This is a genomic window from Mycobacterium sp. MMS18-G62, assembly GCF_053877835.1.
The window spans coordinates 4,735,299-4,754,573 of sequence record NZ_CM132662.1; the positions used below are offsets into that span (position 1 = coordinate 4,735,299).

Below are 19,275 nucleotides of genomic sequence, written 5' to 3' on the forward strand. Positions count from 1 at the left end.
CTAAAGTTGCTATTGCTGTAAACATAGCAAAAAAGGCAGGTGCCCCGTGCGCGACCCGCAATCCGCCGACTGGCGTGCGTATCCCTTCAATCTGGTGCCCGGCGACCCACATTTCCGCTTTCCGGCCGCCGAGGGAAACCACCCCGACTGCGAGTCCGACACGTGGTTCATCGCGGGGGAGCTGACCGCTGACAGCGGCCGGCGCTTCGCCTTTTTGACGATCTTCAACAAGAACCGTCCTGGACAATCCATCGTCGCCGACTTCTACACCTTCGCGCTGTTCGACCTCGACAGCGGCGAGTACGCGACCTACACGGATTACGACATGCCTCCGGCGAACATGAAGCCTGGTGCTCGCCCGAAGTTGTCCACCGCCGACGGCCACCTCGACCTGTCCTATGACAGCAGTGCCGGGAGCGCGTCGTGGCGGGCCTGCCGCGACCAGCACGGCGAGTTGGTGCCCTACACGTACGACGTCAGCCTCGCTGGTACCGACCAAGCCGGCGACGCAATGCGACTGGATCTGCGTGTAGGGCCATCGCGCCCACCTGTTCCATTGGGTGCGGCGAAATTCAACGGGAAGATCGCCTGCTTCGGACAGGACGACACGTACTCCTACTTTCAGACGCGGATGACGATGACCGGCACCTTGCGCTGGGGTTCGGTGGAGCAGTCGGTCACGGGGAGCGCCGGACACGTGGACCGGCAGTGGTTCCCGCTTGTCGCCAACGGCGGAGGGACATCCGGCGATGTCAGGGCACGTGCTCACGAATGGCGCACGATCAACCTCGACAACGGAGTCGACCTGAGCATCTGGCGTCAGTTCGACCGAACGAATCACAATGCATTGCAACCATTTTCCGGCGCTACGACGAGCTCGTCGGCAGGCGATCCCGAGTACGCCGACGACATCGAGGTGACGATCACCAGCTATGTGCGCTGGCCGGAATCGGTGAGTCCGCTTGTGCCGCCGTCGTCCGCGGTCAGATACATGCCCGACCGACACCGCCTCACCTCACGCGAACTCGACCTCGACCTGACGGGCGAACCCTTGGTAGCCGCTCCGGCACATGCCCTGCCGATCGAATACATGGAAGGCCCGTATCGGTACCACGGCACGATGAGGGGAGAGCCGGTCAGCGGATTTGCGTTCTATGAGCGCTCACTGGCGCTGTATCGGGATTGGGAGCTCGCTGAGATCGCCGAGACCCAGCGCTTGTGACCATGTTTCGTGGCGATGCCGCAGGCCCGGCTCGTTGCGGCCGAACACCAGCTGCTCACGCACGCCCGCCTCGAGATTGGCCTGCAGACGCTGCACCAACGCGTAATCCTCGTCCCGCACGGTGGCGTGCGCATAGTCGAAGACCGCCGCTGCACCGGCTGCCACCGACTCGTCGGACAGGTCCAACGGAGTCGAGTTCTGGTGCACGGTGATCGACCGCCCCGGCACGTCCGCGGGGTAGACGCGGAACAGTTCGCCGTTCGCGATCGTCGCTGACAGCACGATGTTCGGGAACAGCGCATAGATCACCACCATGTTGTGCAGCGGATCCCACTGTTCTTCGGGGACGTCCTCGAGGTCCAGAATCCCGTTGAGCGGGAACACAAGCCGATGGTGCAGGCCGAACGAATCGAACACCGTGCAGTTGCTGCGAGCGATGGTTGCGAAGGTAGCCTTGTGGACCGTCGCGAAGTGGTAGTTCTCGGCGAACGTGTCGATTGCGAGCTTCCAGTTGATCGGGCAGTCCAGCACTTTCTCGCCAAGAGGCGCCCAGCGCCCGATGCCCCAAGAATCCAACTCGCCGGCCAGCGGTCCCAGGAATGCGGGGATGTCAAGCACCCCGTTGCGGTCAAGGGATATCCAGAGAAACCCCGCGCATTCCACAGCGGGCAGCTCCGTCAGCCGCGCTGGGCCAGAACGTGTTTCGGGAAAACCTTCCTTGCCGGGAACACCGACCAGGTTGCCCTCGAGGTCGTACGTCCACGAGTGGTAGGGACAGGCCAGCCGCCGCGCGCTGCCGCACCCCTCGGTGATCTGGGACTGGCGGTGCAGGCACACATTGTCGAACGCCCGCACGCTGCCATCGGAGACTCGGGTCAACAGGACCGAGCGTCCCATCACCGTCTTGGTGCAGTACGTCCCGGCGCCTGGCAGTTCGGAGGCATAACCGACGAGCTGCGGACTGGCCATCAGCAACGCCTTGTCCTGCGCAAGGCGCTCGGCCGAGGTGTACGTGTCCGCCGCGACCGTGTACTCCGATGGAGTCAGGTCAGTTGTCTTGTCCCGGGCCAGTTTCACCGCGCGGCGGGTGAGGTCGATGAGCTGGTCACGATCCATTGCCCCATTGTTGCTGTTTTAATAATGATTGTCACGGGGCGCGGAAAATCCCCTGGTGAGGGTTTTTCATCGCGTATCGTCCGCAAAAGCCGGGTCGGGGCTAGTAGCAACGACTATGGAGGGGCAGCGATGAGCATCGTTGAGGGCAAATCAGGCGGCTGGACAAGGCGATTGGCGGTCACGGTGACGGCCGCCGCGATGCTGCCCGGCCTCGTCGGCGTCGCGGGCGGATCCGCCACGGCAGGGGCCTTTTCAAGCCCCAGCCTTCCCGTCGAGCAGCTCGAGGTGCCATCGACGGCGATGAACCGCACCGTTCGCGTCGAGTTCATGAGCGGCGGCCCCAACACACATGCGCTGTACCTCCTCGACAGCATGGAGGCCGGCGACGATTTCAACGGCTGGGATATCAACACCCAGGCGTTCGATTGGTACAACGGGTCCGGACTGTCGGTCGTCATGCCCGTCGGCGGTAAGTCGAGCTTCTACAGCGACTGGTACGGCCCTGCGGTCGGCAACAGCGGGACCTACACCTACAAGTGGGAAACCTTCCTCACCCAGGAACTCCCTGCCTGGCTCGCGGCCAACAAGAACATTCAGGCCACCGGCAACGCCGTCGTCGGCTTCTCGATGGGTGGTTCCTCCGCGCTGATCCTGGCCGCGTTCCACCCGCAGCAGTTCGTCTACGCCGGCTCCTTGTCGGGCTTCCTGAATCTGTCGGCGGATCCCGGCCAGGTGGGTATCGCGATGATGTGGAACGGCGGTTTCAGTCGCGAGGCGATGTGGGGTCCGCCGGGTGACCCCGCCTGGGCCCGCAACGATCCCACTGTTCAGGCCGGCAGGCTGGCGGCCAACGGCACCCGCCTGTGGATCTACTGCGGCAGCGGCACACCGACCGATCCGGCTTTGGCCAGCCCGGACGCACCTATCGGCGGCCTCGGTTTCCTGGAGGGCATGGCGATCGACTCCAACCATGTGTTTGCCGACGCGTATGTCGGCGCGGGCGGGAACAACGCGGTGTTCAACTTCCCGGACGGCATTCATGCCTGGGGCTACTCGGGCCAGCAGCTGCAACAGATGAAGCCTGACATCCAACGCGTACTGGGCGCTATGCCGGTCGCGCAGTGAGCTGGTGGACGGTCTGCGCCGAGCGAACGCTCGCCGAGGACATTCCGGCGCCGCCCGGCGACGTTCGCGATTTCTATGTCGACTTGAACAACATCAAACACGTACATCCGCTCGTGGTGGCGGTGAAGGAGACGGGCCGGCACGGCACTACGGACGGGTACGTGCAGACCTATCGCGTCAGCGATCGAATACCCTTGGGGCGCTTCACCTTACCAATCAGCTATGTCGCACGACTGCGTGTTCCTGCCGACGGTGACGTGGTGGCCGACGCGCACCAGTTTCCGCGGGTGCGGCTGCACACGACCGTGACGTTCGACAAGATCCCCGAAGGCACGCGACTCATTGAGCGGTTAACGATCCAAGCGCCTCGGCCCTTGGCGGGGACGACCACGCGCGAGGCGGTCAAGGCGCATGCCGCAATGCTCGCCGGTATCCGGCGGTATTTCGAATAGCGCGGCTATTCCGACGCGTCCAGCACGCTGACCGCGATGCCGTACGGCAGGAACCGCACCTTACGCGTCGCGTCGGTGTTGTTCTTGTTCGCACGAAGCGCATCCAGTTCGTTCGGGTACACCTGCTCGATGTGGGCACCACCGTCGTCGTCAACCGTGTAGATGGCCCAAACGCCGTCGCCGGTCTCGCCCGTCGTCTCCGGCTCATTCCTGCTGCGTGAATATCGAGCGAAATCGTCGAACATCCTCGCCCAGCCCGCCCGCTCACCGGACGTGGTGATGAATCGGCCGATTCCGTCGAACGCGTCGCGCAGACCCTCACCGGCCTCGCGGACGATGCGGTCGAACTCCTCGGGATCAATCCCGAAAGGGCCGTTGCTGCTCATGGCGATTCCTCCTCGCGCCCTGCACCGCTGCATTGCGGTAATCACAGTGTGCCCTCGCGCGGCGAAGTAGTCGACTGCACCGAACCAAGGGTGGTAGGCAACCCTTATGGCCTTCACACGCGCGGACATCCTGGCGGCCGCCGAGCGGTCTGCACAGGCATCTGGGGCACACGACCGGGACGGGTGGATCGGCCTGTTCACGCCGAATGCCAGGGTGGAGGACCCCGTCGGATCCGTGCCGCACAAAGGAACCGCCGCCATCACGCGTTTCTACGACACCTTCATCGGTCCACGCGACATCACCTTCCATCGAGACGTCGACATCGTGGTAGGCCCCACGGTGATCCGCGACCTCGAACTCGAGGTGCGGATGGCCTCGACGTTGACCCTGCGGATTCCCATCTACATCCGCTACGACATTCAAGACGACGACAGCGAGCTGAAAATTGCTCGCCTGTATGCCTTTTGGGAGCTGCCTGCGATGGTCGGGCAATTTCTACGTGGCGGCGTACGAGCCGTCCCTGCCGGCGCGCAACTGTCGAAGGGGCTGCTGACGAACCAGGGCCTCACCGGCGCCGTCGGTTTTCTCGCCGGCTTCCGCGGCATCGGATCCACGGGGAAGCGGCGCTTCACCGAATTCCTTGGCGACGCGCGCGCGGGCAATGAAGTCGCGTTATGGCGGCGACTTGGCAAAGGAGCGCGCATCACGGCCGGTGACGACGCTCCGATGAGCGCAGCAGATCTCCTGGAACATCTCGCCGGTGCGCGTTGGCACAAGGTGATCGCCGCGGGCCCGCACCTGGTCGTCGGCGTGGATCGCGAGGAACACCGCGATGTCCTGCTCGCCGATGCCACTGCAAACCCGTTCGCCATCAACAGGATTCGCTATTTCAGCGAACACGATTGATCGATCAGCCACCTTAGGTTTCGCAGAACGCGAGTCGGGCAACCCGGCGGATATGCAACACATCGACTCACGCAAGCTCGCGGTCGCGGGAGTGCTGGTCACCGCCGTGCTGGCGGCCTGTCTGGCACTGCCCGCCGCCGATCAGATAAGCACCATCGAAGGGACCTGGCTGGCCGCGGCCATCCTGTGCCTCCCCACGGCGGCACTGCTCGCCGCGACCGGCTACCGCCACTACGGAGTGGCCCGCAGCGTGGGCGTGGCCGTCGCGGTCACGCTGGTGACCGGCCTCATCACCTGGGTCGTTGCCATCTTCACCGTTGCCTCGGCGATGAGCGGATCCACGATCGGTCCCGTGATGGGCATCCTCCTGTTGGCTGCACCGGCGTTGTCGGTGATCATCCTCGGGCTGCTGGCGCTCCGCTTTGCGCCGTCTCGCCCAGCCGCGGCCGCCGACCGTCCGTTTGAGCACGCCACCAGCGGGTAAACCGACGCCATGACTCCGCGCAACGATGGCGACGCCACCGAATACGACGCCGACGAGGACAAAAACGTGGCTGGTTCCCGCGCGGGCAAAGTCGGCGAGGACGACGGCACCTACGTCGGCCGCACATCCTCCGACGACGCCATCGACGCCGGAGAAACCGGCGCGGAGGCGCGCAGCCAGCGGAGCGGATAGCCGGGGCGTCTGGCCGGTTCGGCCGCGTTACCCCTGTTGGGTGTGCGGACGTGAGACGGTAACAACACCATGGACGCCGACGACTACTACATGACCTACGAACAATTCGGCCGCAGATTCTTCGAGATCGCCGTGACCGAGCAGCGTGTGGGCGCCGCGATCGGCGAGATCGCCGGTGAAGCCTTCGAGATGGGGCCGATGGGTCAAGGGCCGGGCAAGATCGCCAAGGTCACCGCGAAAGTCCGGATCCAAGACCCGCGGGTGACACGGCAACTCGGCGATACGATCACCTTCGCGATCCGGATTCCGCTGGAGATCGACATGGTCGTCGATCTGCGGATCGACAAGCCGAAGTTCATGGTCTTCGGCGAGATCGCGCTGCGAGCGACGGCCCGCGCCGCCGACCCGCTGCTGCTCATTCTGGACGTCGAAAAACCGCGGCCGTCCGACATCGCAATCCATGTCACGTCACAGTCGCTGCGGGCCGAGGTCGTCCGGGTCATCGGCGGGATCGACGCCGAGATCAAGCGGTTCATCGCCGCGCACGTCTCCGGCGAAATAGACAGCCCCGCGTCGCAGAAGGCGAAGATCATCGATGTCGCCGATCGCCTTGACGCCGCGTGGACGGGCGTCTGAGGTGCACGTTTAGCTGGCCTGGATGTCGGGGCCGTACGATTCAGCGATGCACCGCAAACATGCCATCGCCCTCGCGGCCTCCGCCGGGCTGATCGCCGGATCTGCGGTGCTGGCCGCCCCGGCCCAGGCCGACTCGACCGAAGACGCGTTCATCGCCGCGCTGTCGGACTCCGGCGTCGGCGTCGCGGATCCGGCCAACGCCGCCGCGCTCGGACAACAGGTCTGCCCGATGCTGGCCGACCCCGGCCAGACCGTTGCCGACGTCGCGGGCAAGGTCGCCGACGCCGGTGGCATGTCGCTGGGGCCCGCGACCATGTTCACGGGCATTGCGATATCGATGTTCTGCCCTGCGGCGGTGTCGTCGATCGCGAACGGCAACTCACCGATTCCGCTGTCGATCCTCGGTTTCTAGCGCTGGCAGGCCCTCGAGCTGCGGCCGGCGGGCGACCCGTCCGTCGCCACTGGAGCGGCCCCTCGCGTGGCGCCAGAGCCACGGCATGAGCATGTTCTGCGTCCACAGCACCTGCGAGTACGCGCGCGACCTCAGCGACGGCTGCGTGCTCCGGCCGCCGGCGTGAGCCCAATCATGGCTGCTCCCAGGCAATCCCAGGGCCTCGGCGGCCGCGGCCGCGAACAAGATGTGACCTTTCGTCGATCCGTGTACGCGATCGGCGCTCCACGTATCCGGTTCGGTCATCGACGGTGCGTTGTAGAGGTCGACGAGCGCGAACCCGTGCCGGTTGGCGGCAGCCCTGATGGTGGCGTTGATCCTCAGTACGCGTGACGCGAGCACCCGGCCGATGGGCAGGATGCGGGCCAAATCGGGAAAGGTCGTGGTGACCACCGTCGCGCCCGTCTGAGCCAACCTTGCGTGCAGGTCCTCGAGATCGGCGAGCGCGCCATCGAAATGCGGCCCGGGGCGCGTCACATCGTTCATCCCGATGCAGACCGTGACCAGGTCGGGTTGCATCGTCAGCGCCTCGGGTAGCTGTTCGTCGAGCGCCTCACGGATCCGCTTGCCGCGCACGGCCAGATTCGCATACCTCAGCCCCGGGTAAAGCGCATCGATGGCAGTCGCAAGCCGGTCCGCGAATCCGATGAGGTCACCCAAGTCGTCGACGTCCCAGAGTCCCTCGGTCTGGCTGTCACCGATCGCGACATACCGCGAGAAGCCCGCCACATGCGCGACTCTAGCGGCGGAGGGCTTCTTCCACCTGTGACGCTCCGGCGTTCGCCGCCGGCATGGAACCCCCGAGGCCCGCGAAGCGTTGGCAGGACATGGCGATGCGGTTGTTCTTGATCTACGCGGTGATCGAGCTGGCGGTGATCGTCGCGCTCGCGTCGACAATCGGATTCGGCTGGACGGTCCTGCTGCTGCTCGCGACGTTCGTTCTTGGGCTCGCACTGGCCGGATCGCAGGTCAAAAGCCATATTCGGCGCCTGCAATCCGGGTTGACCGCGCGAACAGTGCAAGGGGCGGCCACCGACAGCGTGCTGGTCGCGCTGGGCACCGTTCTCGTCGTCATTCCTGGCTTGGCCAGCTCGCTCCTCGGTGCACTCTTGCTGCTGCCACCGACCCGTGCCGTCGCCCGCCCGGTGGTAACCGCGATGGCCGCCCGGCGGATGCCGCTGGTCACCGTCGGCACCTCGCGCTACACCGCCGGGCACGGTGAGTACATTGACGGCGAGATCATCGACGTCGTCGACGTCGAACCGCCAGCCGTGGAGCGCAAACCCGAGTAAGTGACGACCCTTCTGCTCAACGGGCGAGTGCACAGCCCGGCGATGCCCGACGCCACTGCCATGGCAGTTCGCGACGGCGTCGTGGCGTGGCTCGGCAGTGACGACGTCGGCCGGGCCCAGTTTCCCGACGCCGAGGTCGTCGACCTCGACGGCGGTTTCGTCGCTCCCGCATTCGTCGACAGTCATGTCCACGTCACCGCCACTGGTCTGACGCTCGTCGGACTCGACCTTCGCGCAGCCACCTCGCTGCATCACTGTCTTGACCTGATCGACGACTACGCCCGCGCATATCCCAACGGCCCGATCTGGGGACACGGCTGGGATGAATCGGGTTGGCCTGAGCGTGCGGCCCCAAGCACCGACGATCTCGACCGCGTGGTCGGTGACCGGCCTGCCTACCTCGCCCGCGTGGACGTGCACTCGGCGGCGGCGTCGACAGCGCTGCGCCGACTGGCGCCACAGCTCGCAGATGCCAGGGGATTCGCCGGCCAGCAGCCGCTGACCAGCGACGCCCATCACCTGGTGCGCCGGGCAGCGCGAGACCAGTTGACCCCAGAGCAACGCCGCCACGCGCGATTGGCCGCGCTCGACGCCGCGGCGGCGCTCGGCATCGTCGCCGTGCACGAGTGCGCCGGTCCCGAGATCGGCGGCATCGACGACTGGCACGAACTTCGCGACACCGATCACGGCGTCGAGGTCGTCGGCTACTGGGGTGAACAGGTCGGTTCCGCCGAACAGGCGCTCGAGTTGATCGCCCGCACCGGTGCCCGCGGCCTGGCCGGCGACCTGTTCGTCGACGGCGCTTTGGGCTCGCACACCGCGTTGCTGCATCAGCCGTATGTAGATGCGCCCGATTGCTCACCTGAATGGACTGGCAACCGCTATCTCGACCCCGACGAAATCTCGGCCCACCTGCATGCCTGCACCGAGGCTGGCATCGCGGCCGGATTCCATGTCATCGGGGATGCCGCTGTCACCGACGTGGTCGATGCCCTCGAAGAAGTCGTCGGCCGGTTCGGAGCACCAGCCGTGGCGCGGTGCGGGCATCGGCTCGAGCACCTCGAGATGATCACCGAAGAGCAGGCCCACCAACTCGGATCGTGGGGTGTGTGCGCCAGCGTGCAGCCCAATTTCGATGCGTTGTGGGGCGGCGAGGACGGCATGTATGCCCAGCGCCTCGGCGTCGACAGAAGCCGGCGGCTCAACCCGTTCGCGCTGTTAGCATCCCAAGGCGTGCCCCTCGCGTTCGGCTCCGACAGCCCGGTCACGGGGCTGAATCCCTGGGCGACAGTGCGCGCCGCGACACGGCATCACACCCCCGGTAGCGCCGTGTCCGCTCGGGCCGCGTTCGCGGCAGCGACCCGCGGTGCCTGGCGCGCCGGAGGAATTCGCGACGGCATCACCGGCACCTTGGTTCCCGGCGCACCGGCGTCGTATGCCGTCTGGGAGGCCGACGACTTCGAAGTGAGCGCTCCCGCCGATGCGGTGCAGCGATGGTCGACCGACCAGCGATCGCGCGTGCCGGCCCTTCCGCGACTCGACGACCGCTTGCCGCGCTGCCGGCAGACGGTTCATCGGGGTGCCGTCCTTTATGGCTAAGTCCGGCCGCCGGCGCGAATGGGCCCGGGTGACCGACGACACGGACATCATTCCCGCCGTCGTCGACGACGAGGAAAAAGCCGAACCGTCCGATACGGACGAGGAGCAGCCCATCGAGTCCATCGAGACCGAGGCGCCGTCGCGGCTCAAACGGTTCGGGCAGGCGGTGGTGGACCGGCTGCCCCAGCTGAGCGTCGCGATCGTCGCCGGGATGGCGCTGTGTGCGAGCTTCCCGCCGTTCGGCTGGTGGTATCTGGCGTTTGTGTCGTTCGCCTTGCTCGCGTGGCTGCTGACCCGTGAATCCACCACGTATGCAGGCGGATTCGGGTACGGATTCTTGTTCGGGCTGGCGTTCTATCTGCCGCTGTTGCCGTGGATCAGCGGCTTGGTCGGCGCATTTCCCTGGTTCATGCTGGCCGTGGTCCAGGCGGTGTTCCCCGGCATGTTCGGGTTGTCGGCCGTCGCGGTTCGAAGACTACGCGGGTGGCCGCTATGGTTCGCCGGGCTTTGGGCGGCACTGGAGTGGGCAAAGTCGACAGTGCCTTTCGGTGGATTTCCTTGGGGCGTGGTGGGTTTCAGCCAAACCGATGGTCCGCTGCTGGCGCTCGCCCAGTTCGGCGGCGCGCCCCTGCTGTCTTTCGCCGTGGTGCTGATCGGATTCAGTTTGACGGCAATCGTTCTCGAGGTCGTGCAGCTGTGGCGCCACGAGCAGAACAGCCACAACGCAGCACCGCCGGCAGTCATGATGCCCGGCATCTGCATCAGCGTCGTGCTGCTGACGACGGCCTTGGCATGGCCGCACGTCCGCCAATCGGGCGTCGGCGCGGGAGACGACCCGGGTGTCACAGTGGCCGCCGTGCAGGGCAACGTGCCGAGGCTCGGGCTCGAGTTCAACGCCCAGCGCCGGGCAGTGCTCGACAACCACGTCCGGGAGACCGCGCAGCTCGCCGACGACGTGCGGGCAGGCCGCGCGCCGCAGCCGATGTTCGTGATCTGGCCGGAGAACTCGTCGGACATCGACCCGATCGCCAACGCCGACGCCGCCAGGGAGATCGCGTCAGCCGCCGCGACCATCAACGCGCCGATCCTGGTAGGCGGTGTGCTCGCCGCACCCGGCTACACCCGCGACAACCCGGTGTCGACGAACACGGTGATCGTCTGGAATCCCGGGACGGGTCCTGCCGACCGCCACGACAAGCGGATCGTGCAGCCGTTCGGCGAGTACCTGCCCTGGCGCGGCTTCTTTTCTCATCTGTCGTCCTATGCCGACCGCGCCGGCTACTTCCAGCCGGGCAACGGGCCCGGGGTGGTGCACGCGGCAGGAGTGCCCATCGGGGTGACGACCTGCTGGGAAGTGATCTTCGACCGTGCCGCCCGTGAATCGGTGCGCAACGGCGCTCAGCTGCTTGCCGTGCCGTCCAACAACGCGACATTCAACGAGGCCATGAGTGAGCAACAGCTGGCGTTCGCCCGGCTGCGCGCGGTCGAGCACGACCGATACGTCGTGGTCGCCGGGACCACCGGCATCAGTGCGGTGATCGCGCCCGACGGCCGCGAGCTGGCCAGGACCGCGTTCTTCGAGCCCGCGTATCTCGACCACCAGGTGCGGCTAAAGACGCAGCTCACGCCCGCAACGCGATGGGGTCCGATAGTCCAGGCGCTTCTCGTCGCCATCGGCGCTGGCGCTGTGATCGCCGCAATACTGCACAATGGGAGTTTCGTGCGTCGGCGCGGCCGACGCGACGCCGACAAAGGAGACACATGAGCGTCCCGAGGGGCGGAGCCGAGCGACCGGGGGAAAACGGAGCTCAGCGCCCCAGTGAGCGCACTTTGGTCATCATCCCCACGTTCAACGAGCGGGAGAACCTGCCGTTGATCGTCGGACGCGTCCACCAGGCTCGTCCGGATGTGCACGTATTGATCGTCGACGACGGCAGCCCCGACGGCACCGGCGACCTCGCCGACGAGCTGGCCCTGGCCGATCCGGACCGGATCCACGTCATGCACCGCACCAGCAAGGACGGCCTGGGAGCGGCCTACCTCGCCGGCTTCGCTTGGGGGCTGGGACGCGAATATTCAGTGCTGGTCGAGATGGATGCCGACGGCAGCCATCCGCCCGAACAGTTGCACCGGCTGCTTGACGCTGTCGACGGCGGCGCGGACCTGGCCATCGGTTCGCGCTACGTGCCCGGCGGCGAAGTGCGTAACTGGCCCAAGCGCCGGCTGGTGCTGTCCCGCACGGCGAACGGCTATTCGCGAATCTTGCTCGGCGTCAACGTGCACGACATCACGGCGGGCTACCGCGCCTATCGTCGCGAAGTGCTGGAAAAGATCGACCTCGCCGCGGTGGATTCGAAGGGCTACTGCTTCCAGATCGACCTGACCTGGCGTTCGATCAACAACGGATTCGTCGTTGTCGAGGTACCGATCACGTTCACCGAACGTGAGCTTGGTCAGTCGAAGATGAGCGGCTCCAACATCCGCGAGGCCCTGTTCAAGGTCGCGGAATGGGGCATCCGCGGGCGCCTTGATCGCGCCCGCGGCGTCGTACGTTAAGCGCTAGCTTTTAGTCAGCTGCCGCGGCGGCGGGTCTTGATGATGTCGAGCCGTTCCTTGAGCAGTTCCTCGAGTTCCTCCACCGAGCGGCGCTCCAGCAGCATGTCCCAGTGGGTGCGCGGCGGCTTGACCTTCTTCGGCTCCGGCGCGTCGCCTTCGATCAGCGTGCCTTCCATGCCATTGCGGCACAGCCAGGTGTGGGGAATCTCCGCATCGTCGGCGAACGGGACGTCGAACTCCTCACCGTTGTCGGTGCGGTACCGGGCGACCTGACGCGGCGCCAAGTCATGGTTGCGGTCGGTCTCGTAGCTCACGGCTCCGAGGCGACTGCCCCTCAAGACACGATCAGCCATCGTCAACAACTCCTCTAGTCACAATTTTGTCCGGATCCTCAACGCAGCAACACGGCGCGCAGTTCCCGACTCGACGGTCCATGATACCGGGAATCGCGGGGGCGGCGGTTTACAGTCAGCTCCGTGGCACGTCGTCTCCGTCCTCAGCCCTGTCGATGGTGTGGCCGTGAAGTGGCTGATGCCGGGCTCGGCCGGCGGCGGCAGTACTGCAAACAATCCTGTCGCCAGCGCGCCTACGAACAACGCGCAATGGTCAAGGGCACCTCGCTCGCGCCCGACGCTGTGGTACTGACCGCCGAAGAGGCAGCAGAACTGTCCGACCGTGTCTACCAGGTCAGATGCGCAGCCGAAGACGTGACGATCGCGGTCGACGAAGGCGCTGACGCGGTAGAACTCAAGCAGCTGTGCGACGAGCTGATGCGCGCCGCGAAGGCGGCCGACGGCTGGCGGTAGCCGCGACTTCTTTGCTGCGGTGAACATCACCGGGCGGACACCCGTTTTACGATTGCCAAACGACAAACCCAGATGGGAATGCGGTGTCCGTATCACCTCCAGAATCCACCACGGCCGGTGGCCGAACCGGCGTGTGGCGCTTCGACGATTTCGTCCTCGACACGCACCGCTACGAACTGCGCTGTGGCGATGAGGTGATCCGCGTCGAGCCGCAGGTTTTCGACGTGCTCACCCAACTGATCAGCAACCACGACCGGTTCGTCTCCAAGGAGGAGCTGTTCGATTCCGTATGGGGCGGTCGATTTGTGGGTGAGGCCGCGTTGACCAGCCGGATCAAGGCCGCTCGTCGGGCGCTGCGCGACGACGGGGAATCGCAGCGCTACATCAGGACGGTGCGCGGCCGCGGATACCAATTCGTCGGCACGATCCTCGTCGACCCTGCCGCGGCGCCCACACCGCCTCCCGTCGTGGAGCCGGAGCCGCCACGCCAGCACATCGCCTTCTGCCGCGCCTCCGACGGCGTTCGCCTGGCCTACGCGGTGGTGGGGGACGGGCCGCCGCTGGTTCGAGCGGCCAACTGGATGACCCATCTGGGCTACGACATCGAAAGCCCGGTATGGAAGCACTGGGTCCGCGACCTTTCGCTCAATTACCAATTCATTCGCTACGACGAGCGCGGCTGCGGTCTATCTGATTGGGAGGCAACAGATTTCACATTCGACGACTGGGTTGCCGACCTCGAATCGGTAGTCGAGGCGCTCGGCCTTGACCGTTTCCCGTTGCTGGGCGTTTCGCAGGGCGGGGCCGTCGCGGTTGCATACGCGGCGCGGCATCCCGAACGAGTGAGCAAGCTGGTGCTGTGCGGCGCGTACGCACGCGGTCGGGCCGTTCGGGCCGTCGGGGATGACGAAAAGCGCGCTGCTGCATTGGATCTCGAGCTCGCCCGGGTCGGATGGGGCCGAGACGATCCGGCGTTCCGACAGGTCTTCGCCGCGCAGTTCCAGCCCGACGGCACGCGCGCCGACTGGGCGGCGTTCGATCAACTGCAGCGGCGGACCACGTCTAGTGAGAATGCGGTGCGCTTCCTCGAGGAGTTCGGCCGCATCGACGTACGCGACGCGGCCCGCGAGGTGTCATGCCCGACGCTGATCATGCATTCTCGCGACGACCACCGCGTCCCCATGCGCTTCGGCGAGGAACTCGCCGCCCTGATACCGGATTCCCGGCTGGTCGCACTGTCCAGTAACAACCACTTGCTGACCGCGACTGAGCCCGCATGGCAGGTGTTCCGCTCGGAGCTCGACGCCTTCTTGGGGCAGAACTGATCGCGAGATAGTCATCGCGGATGGCCCCTTTTCTCCATGCAATCTCCACACATTCTTCATGTGCGCCTGCCTGCGGCGATCCATGCTGATGACATGAAAAAGCACTTCCGCACCCTGCTGGTGAGCGTCAGCGCGCTCATCGCCCTGGGCACACTGTCAGCTTGCTCCGGCGGAAAGACCACCGAGGCAACCCCCACATCTGAGGCGGTCACCACGCCACCGGCGACCGCAACTCCTTTCCCGCCGTCGGCCAGATACGTCGCCGACATGAAGGCCGCCGACGGCAAGACGATGTCGATCGGCATCTCCGTCGACGGCACATCGATAGCCGCCTATGCCTGCAACGGCACCGACGACGAAGCGTGGTTCTTCGGAAACCAGACCGACGGCAAGATCGACATCAAGTCGCGCTTCCGCGACACCCTCAGCGCACACTTCACCGGCAACGATGTGCAGGGCGACCTGACCATGAACGGAGTCGGCTACAAGTTCACCGCCGCGCCCGTGTCAGGCGTGGCCGGCATGTACACCGCGGAGAGCAACGGTGTGCGCGCCTCGTGGGTGGTTCGTGAAGACGGATCGGCGATCGGTGTGCAGTTCAACGGCGGCATCAGCGGCCGCGACTTCGAACAGGCCGAGTTGCAGCAGCTCAAGGATGACCAGTTCCGCGCACAGATACGCAGCAAGCGACAGCTTCAGCAGGCCAGCCAGATCACCTTCCTGCAGAACAAGAGCGCAAACTCGACGATAAACGGCCGGCAGGTGACGCCGACGCTCGTCACCGGAACCTTCCGGCTGTCCTAAACCGCTGTCGCCCAACGGCCCTGACGGTGTGAACGATCGCACCGGCGGGGCCGGTCGGCTTTGCATCACGCAGAATCAAACCCTTCAACGGCCACATGCGGGCGACTAGCGTCGTCTCACCGTGCCTGCGAAATTCTTCTGGTTCCTGCCGACCAACGGCGACAGCCGCTCGATCGTCGGAGCGTCGCACGCGTCGTCGCATCACACATTGCCTTCCAACTACCGCGCACCGAGCCGCCGGTACCTGGCCGAGGTGGCACGCGCCGCCGACCGGCTGGGCTACGAGGGCGTGCTGACACCGACCGGAACCTGGTGCGAGGACGCGTGGTTGACCGCGTCGGCGCTGCTGGCCGAGACCGAGAAGCTGAAGTTTCTGGTCGCGTTCCGGCCCGGCCTGGTGCCGCCGACGCTCGCTGCGCAGCAGACCGCGACGCTTCAGCGGTTTTCAGAGGGCCGCGTGCTGCTCAACATCGTCAGTGGAGGGGACGACCTCGAACAGCGCCGGTTCGGCGACTGGCTCAGCCACGACGAGCGCTATGCCCGCACCGGGGAGTTCCTGCATATCGTGAACTCGGTCTGGACGCAGGAATCGGTCGACTTCACCGGTCACTACTACACGGTGTCCGACGCGCGGGTATCCGAACCGCCGGATCCCTTGCCGCAGATCTACTTCGGCGGTTCGTCGCCTGCTGCGCTGCCGATCGCCGCGCAGCATGTCGACGTGTACCTGACGTGGGGCGAGCCTCCGCACGCCGCGGCGGCCAAGATCGAGCAGGTGCGCAAGCTCGCCGAAGAGCGCGGGCGCAGTGTGCGATTCGGCATTCGATTGCACACGATCAGCCGGGACACGTCGGCGGCCGCGTGGGCCGTCGCCGACGAGCTGCTGGCCGACCTGACGCCTGATCAGATCGCTAAAGCCACTGCGCTGCATGCTAATTCGGAATCCGAAGGGCAGCGGCGGATGACGGCTCTGCACGGCGGCCGAGTAGACCAGCTCGAGATCTACCCCAACCTGTGGGCCGGTGTCGGGCTGGTCCGCGGCGGAGCAGGCACTGCATTGGTCGGCAGCCACGAGGAAGTCGCGAACCTGATCTACGAATACCACTCAGTGGGTTTCGACGAGTTCATCCTCTCGGGCTACCCGCACCTGGAGGAGGCGTACTGGTTCGCCGAAGGGGTACTACCGCTGCTGAAGCAAAAGGGTGTCGCCTAGCGGCGGTGTCCAAACTGCGGACAGATCGCGTTACTGCGCTGAATGGCGATCTCCCCGCAGTTTCGCGGGCTGACTGTCAAGCTGAGGTGTGGACCAATGGTTCGTACGCAGCCCGTTCATCGGCTTCGCGCCGTGGATCGTCTACTGGGTCGTCGCCGACGGTCCGAGCACCTGGATGTTCGGTGCGCTGTGCGCGGTGATCTCCGCGTTGATCCTCGGGGTGTCGGCAGGATGGGGCGGGCCACGGCTGCTCGACATCGTCACGATCGCCTTCTTCATCACGGTGACCGTCGTCGGAGTGGTCGTCGGCGCCCACGACCGCGACTGGATGGACAGCTATGCCACTACGCTGTCGGCCGGTGTGCTCGCCGCAATGTCGTTGGTGTCGTTGGCTTTTGTGCCGTTCACCGAGCAGTACGGGCCTGAGCAGGCTGCGCGCGAGGAGTGGGAGGCGGTCGCCTTTCGGCGCACCAACCGGGTACTGACCCTGATGTGGGCGCTGGTGTTCGCACTCATCGCGGTGCTGGGCTATATCGCTGTGCAGGCGCCGGCCACCACGGATTGGACCAAAGCGGTGATACCAGTGGTGGTGATCGTCGGCGCGCTCGGGATGACGCAGATCTATCCGGCCAAGGCGCGGGAGAACGCACGCCCGCAGTGAGAAGCGCTATTATCTGCGTATGAATGCAGATAAGCAGGTCTGCGCGCGCCGACTGGCCGACGAACAGGCTGACCTGGTCGTCGAGGTGTTTCGGATGCTCGCGGACTCGACCCGCGTCCAGCTGCTGTGGGCGATGGGCGACCGCGAGATGTCGGTCAACGATCTCGCCACACGAGTCGGCAAACCGGCGCCCTCGGTGTCACAACACCTCGCCAAACTGCGGATGGCGCGCCTTGTGCGCACCCGACGCGAAGGTACCCAGGTGTTCTACCGGCTCGAGAACGACCACGTCCGCCAGCTCGTCACCGACGCGGTGTACAACGCCGAGCATGCGGCCGGTGGCGTTCCTCCGCACCACCTGCAGGACGCGGAGCTGCGGGTGCTTCACGAACAGGGGACAGGCTGATGGGCTCAGGTCATATTTCGTGGCTCGGCCACGGTGGCCACAGCCACGACCACGCCAACAGCGTCGACGACGCGCTGCGAGACAGCGCCGCCGGAATCCGGGCGGTCAAGATCAGCCTGGTGGTGCTGGGCATCACCGCTGTTGCGCAGTTGGCGATCGTCGCGTGGTCGGGCTCGGTTGCACTGTTCGCCGACACCGTGCACAACTTCTCCGACGCGTTGACGGCGGTGCCACTGTGGATCGCTTTCTCGATGAGCCGCCGCGCGGCGACGCGTCGCTATCCCTATGGTTTTGGCCGGGTCGAGGATCTTGCCGGACTGTTCGTCGTTACGGCGATCGCGATCTCGGCGGTGGTGGCTGCGGTCCAGGCGGTCCGTCGCCTGATCGATCCGGTACCGCTGCAACACGTCGGCTGGGTCGCCGCCGCCGGCGTCGTCGGATTCCTTGGTAACGAAGTGGTGGCGCTGTATCGCATCCGCGTCGGTGACCGCATCGGATCGGCTGCATTGCGAGCCGACGGAATGCACGCGCGCGCAGACGGTTTGACATCGCTGGCCGTGGTGGCCGGTGCCGTGGGCGCCGCGATGGGCTTTCCTGCCGCCGACCCGCTCTTCGGTCTGCTGATCGCGGCGGCCATCGGTGTCGTGCTCGTGTTCGCCGCGCGCGACGTGTTCGGAAGGCTCATCGACCGCATCGATCCCGAACTGGTCGACACTGCCGCCACGGTCTTGGCGGACCGGCCGGGTGTTCGTGCGGTGCGACGGGTCAGGATGCGCTGGGCTGGTCACCGGCTCGAAGCGGACGCCGAGCTCGACGTCGACCCATCACTGAGTCTCGTCGACGCGCACAGGGTTGCGCACGGTGCGGAACACGAACTGGCGCACGCTATTCCGAAGCTTGGTTCAGTGATCGTGCATGCCTATCCGGCGCACGACACCGCGTTCAGCAGCTGAACATCTCGCCAATCTGCGGCGGGGCAGTGGCCGGTTTGAGACACCCGAAGGGCTCCACGCCGGCGTCGCTGAGTCGCACAGCCGACTGATGGGCGTAGTTCACACAGAACAGGCCCTTGGGGTCGCTGCGGCAGCGGTAGTCGCCGAAGGCCAGTGACTGGCCGTAGGGCAGCTGGGCGCCGGTGCCCGCGGTAAACCGGCCAGGATCGCCGTGCACGGAGCCGACTGCGACGCTCGTGCCGTCGAAGTCCACCCACCCGCCCTTCCACTCGCCGTACGCATCGGACGGCCGTGGGGGTGGATTCACGAGATCGACAAGGCACGCCAGCGCGCCTCCGCTGTGCTTGGTGTCGGTCATGCAGTCGGACTTGCCCGACGGAGTGGTGAATGCGACGTCGTCGCCAAGCTGTGTGGAGTCGCCGTCGCGAGTGGCGACGTGGAAGGTGGCCGGATCGGCCGATGAGCCGGCTTCGATCCACGCCACCACGGCGCCGATCTGGGCGCCGGCTTCCGGCGGTTGAGCCGGAACCGTCGAGTTCGTCGATGGCGTGGAGCGCGCCGTGCTCGGAAGCGGCGACAGTGCGGGTCCCGAGTGTTGGGCGTCGCCGCCCACAGACTGTGAACACCCTGCCACCAGCACAGATGCCGCGATCACCGCAACCATTCGCATATCGGCAAGGCTAGCGGCC

General features: G+C 65.9%; 24 protein-coding genes. 19 read left to right on the plus strand and 5 right to left on the minus strand.

Translation table 11 applies throughout. The features are described from left to right. The first annotated feature begins 46 nt into the window (after positions 1 to 46). A complete protein-coding gene (locus ACWW36_RS23560) occupies positions 47 to 1,222 on the plus strand; it encodes a lipocalin-like domain-containing protein (RefSeq protein ID WP_456138367.1) in 1,176 nt (391 codons plus the stop codon). Here ACWW36_RS23560 and ACWW36_RS23565 read toward each other — a convergent pair. Continuing rightward, the gene (locus ACWW36_RS23565; RefSeq protein ID WP_456138368.1) at positions 1,163 to 2,338 is read right to left on the minus strand and encodes an aromatic ring-hydroxylating oxygenase subunit alpha; all 1,176 of its coding nucleotides are present in this window, start codon (positions 2,336 to 2,338) and stop codon (positions 1,163 to 1,165) included. The genes ACWW36_RS23560 and ACWW36_RS23565 overlap by 60 nt on opposite strands. A 129-nt stretch (positions 2,339 to 2,467) precedes the next feature. Between ACWW36_RS23565 and ACWW36_RS23570 the strand changes: the two genes are divergently transcribed. Together ACWW36_RS23570 and ACWW36_RS23575 are read left to right on the plus strand one after the other, a co-directional pair. Then, on the plus strand, positions 2,468 to 3,463 hold the full coding sequence (locus ACWW36_RS23570) for an esterase family protein (protein ID WP_456138369.1): 996 nt from the start codon (positions 2,468 to 2,470) through the stop codon (positions 3,461 to 3,463). After that, complete coding sequence (locus ACWW36_RS23575; RefSeq protein WP_456138370.1) at positions 3,460 to 3,915, plus strand: SRPBCC family protein; 456 nt, start codon at positions 3,460 to 3,462, stop codon at positions 3,913 to 3,915. Before ACWW36_RS23570 ends, ACWW36_RS23575 begins: the two co-directional genes overlap by 4 nt. Positions 3,916 to 3,920: 5 nt before the next feature. Here the strand turns inward: ACWW36_RS23575 and ACWW36_RS23580 are convergent, their stop codons facing one another. Beyond that, the gene (locus ACWW36_RS23580) at positions 3,921 to 4,301 is read right to left on the minus strand and encodes a hypothetical protein (RefSeq protein ID WP_456138371.1); all 381 of its coding nucleotides are present in this window, start codon (positions 4,299 to 4,301) and stop codon (positions 3,921 to 3,923) included. A 106-nt stretch (positions 4,302 to 4,407) separates the two neighbouring features. On the opposite strand from ACWW36_RS23580, the gene ACWW36_RS23585 reads away from it, so the two are divergent. The 5 genes from ACWW36_RS23585 to ACWW36_RS23605 all read left to right on the plus strand — a co-directional run bounded on the left by ACWW36_RS23585 (position 4,408) and on the right by ACWW36_RS23605 (position 6,932). Further along, complete coding sequence (locus ACWW36_RS23585) at positions 4,408 to 5,208, plus strand: nuclear transport factor 2 family protein (RefSeq protein WP_456138372.1); 801 nt, start codon at positions 4,408 to 4,410, stop codon at positions 5,206 to 5,208. A 52-nt stretch (positions 5,209 to 5,260) separates the two neighbouring features. Beyond that, positions 5,261 to 5,692, plus strand: coding sequence for a hypothetical protein (locus ACWW36_RS23590; protein WP_456138373.1), 432 nt, complete (start codon positions 5,261 to 5,263; stop codon positions 5,690 to 5,692). A 9-nt stretch (positions 5,693 to 5,701) separates the two neighbouring features. Then, positions 5,702 to 5,884 carry a hypothetical protein gene (locus ACWW36_RS23595; protein ID WP_456138374.1) on the plus strand — a complete coding sequence of 61 codons (183 nt, stop codon included), beginning with the start codon at positions 5,702 to 5,704 and terminating at the stop codon, positions 5,882 to 5,884. A 69-nt stretch (positions 5,885 to 5,953) separates the two neighbouring features. Then, the gene (locus ACWW36_RS23600) at positions 5,954 to 6,520 is read left to right on the plus strand and encodes a hypothetical protein (protein ID WP_456138375.1); all 567 of its coding nucleotides are present in this window, start codon (positions 5,954 to 5,956) and stop codon (positions 6,518 to 6,520) included. A gap of 46 nt (positions 6,521 to 6,566) precedes the next feature. Next, the gene (locus ACWW36_RS23605) at positions 6,567 to 6,932 is read left to right on the plus strand and encodes a DUF732 domain-containing protein (RefSeq protein ID WP_456138376.1); all 366 of its coding nucleotides are present in this window, start codon (positions 6,567 to 6,569) and stop codon (positions 6,930 to 6,932) included. On the opposite strand, the gene ACWW36_RS23610 is transcribed toward ACWW36_RS23605, so the two are convergent. Continuing rightward, on the minus strand, positions 6,900 to 7,700 hold the full coding sequence (locus tag ACWW36_RS23610) for an SGNH/GDSL hydrolase family protein (protein WP_456138377.1): 801 nt from the start codon (positions 7,698 to 7,700) through the stop codon (positions 6,900 to 6,902). The two genes, ACWW36_RS23605 and ACWW36_RS23610, sit on opposite strands and share 33 nt — an antisense overlap. A gap of 98 nt (positions 7,701 to 7,798) precedes the next feature. Between ACWW36_RS23610 and ACWW36_RS23615 the strand changes: the two genes are divergently transcribed. The 4 genes from ACWW36_RS23615 to ACWW36_RS23630 are packed head-to-tail and all read left to right on the plus strand — an operon-like array spanning position 7,799 to position 12,418. Beyond that, a complete protein-coding gene (locus ACWW36_RS23615; RefSeq protein ID WP_456138378.1) occupies positions 7,799 to 8,263 on the plus strand; it encodes an FxsA family protein in 465 nt (154 codons plus the stop codon). Continuing rightward, entirely contained in the window at positions 8,264 to 9,862 is a 1,599-nt protein-coding gene (locus ACWW36_RS23620) for an amidohydrolase (protein WP_456138379.1), read from the plus strand. Further along, on the plus strand, positions 9,855 to 11,627 hold the full coding sequence (gene lnt, locus ACWW36_RS23625) for an apolipoprotein N-acyltransferase (protein WP_456138380.1): 1,773 nt from the start codon (positions 9,855 to 9,857) through the stop codon (positions 11,625 to 11,627). The genes ACWW36_RS23620 and lnt overlap by 8 nt, the downstream gene beginning before the upstream one ends. Further along, positions 11,624 to 12,418: a polyprenol monophosphomannose synthase gene (locus tag ACWW36_RS23630; protein WP_456138381.1), complete on the plus strand. Its 795-nt coding sequence runs from the start codon at positions 11,624 to 11,626 to the stop codon at positions 12,416 to 12,418. The genes lnt and ACWW36_RS23630 overlap by 4 nt, the downstream gene beginning before the upstream one ends. Before the next feature lie 14 nt (positions 12,419 to 12,432). Here ACWW36_RS23630 and ACWW36_RS23635 read toward each other — a convergent pair whose 3' ends face one another. Next, a complete protein-coding gene (locus ACWW36_RS23635) occupies positions 12,433 to 12,771 on the minus strand; it encodes an RNA polymerase-binding protein RbpA (protein ID WP_325333140.1) in 339 nt (112 codons plus the stop codon). A 123-nt stretch (positions 12,772 to 12,894) separates the two neighbouring features. On the opposite strand from ACWW36_RS23635, the gene ACWW36_RS23640 reads away from it, so the two are divergent. The 7 genes from ACWW36_RS23640 (at position 12,895) to ACWW36_RS23670 (ending at position 18,586) form a co-directional block, all read left to right on the plus strand. Next, the gene (locus ACWW36_RS23640) at positions 12,895 to 13,224 is read left to right on the plus strand and encodes a hypothetical protein (protein ID WP_456138382.1); all 330 of its coding nucleotides are present in this window, start codon (positions 12,895 to 12,897) and stop codon (positions 13,222 to 13,224) included. Positions 13,225 to 13,307: 83 nt separating this feature from the next. Beyond that, complete coding sequence (locus tag ACWW36_RS23645) at positions 13,308 to 14,549, plus strand: alpha/beta fold hydrolase (RefSeq protein WP_456138383.1); 1,242 nt, start codon at positions 13,308 to 13,310, stop codon at positions 14,547 to 14,549. A gap of 93 nt (positions 14,550 to 14,642) precedes the next feature. After that, entirely contained in the window at positions 14,643 to 15,353 is a 711-nt protein-coding gene (locus ACWW36_RS23650) for a hypothetical protein (RefSeq protein ID WP_456138384.1), read from the plus strand. Positions 15,354 to 15,474: 121 nt separating this feature from the next. Continuing rightward, on the plus strand, positions 15,475 to 16,566 hold the full coding sequence (locus ACWW36_RS23655; protein WP_456138385.1) for an LLM class flavin-dependent oxidoreductase: 1,092 nt from the start codon (positions 15,475 to 15,477) through the stop codon (positions 16,564 to 16,566). 88 nt (positions 16,567 to 16,654) lie between these two features. Continuing rightward, positions 16,655 to 17,227 (plus strand): hypothetical protein, encoded by a 573-nt coding sequence (locus tag ACWW36_RS23660; protein WP_456138386.1) that lies wholly within the window; start codon positions 16,655 to 16,657, stop codon positions 17,225 to 17,227. Positions 17,228 to 17,246: 19 nt separating this feature from the next. After that, complete coding sequence (locus ACWW36_RS23665) at positions 17,247 to 17,633, plus strand: ArsR/SmtB family transcription factor (RefSeq protein ID WP_456138387.1); 387 nt, start codon at positions 17,247 to 17,249, stop codon at positions 17,631 to 17,633. Further along, the gene (locus ACWW36_RS23670; protein WP_456138388.1) at positions 17,633 to 18,586 is read left to right on the plus strand and encodes a cation diffusion facilitator family transporter; all 954 of its coding nucleotides are present in this window, start codon (positions 17,633 to 17,635) and stop codon (positions 18,584 to 18,586) included. The genes ACWW36_RS23665 and ACWW36_RS23670 overlap by 1 nt, the downstream gene beginning before the upstream one ends. Here ACWW36_RS23670 and ACWW36_RS23675 read toward each other — a convergent pair. Continuing rightward, positions 18,576 to 19,256, minus strand: coding sequence for a hypothetical protein (locus ACWW36_RS23675; protein WP_456138389.1), 681 nt, complete (start codon positions 19,254 to 19,256; stop codon positions 18,576 to 18,578). The genes ACWW36_RS23670 and ACWW36_RS23675 overlap by 11 nt on opposite strands. Between the last annotated feature and the right edge of the window lie 19 nt (positions 19,257 to 19,275).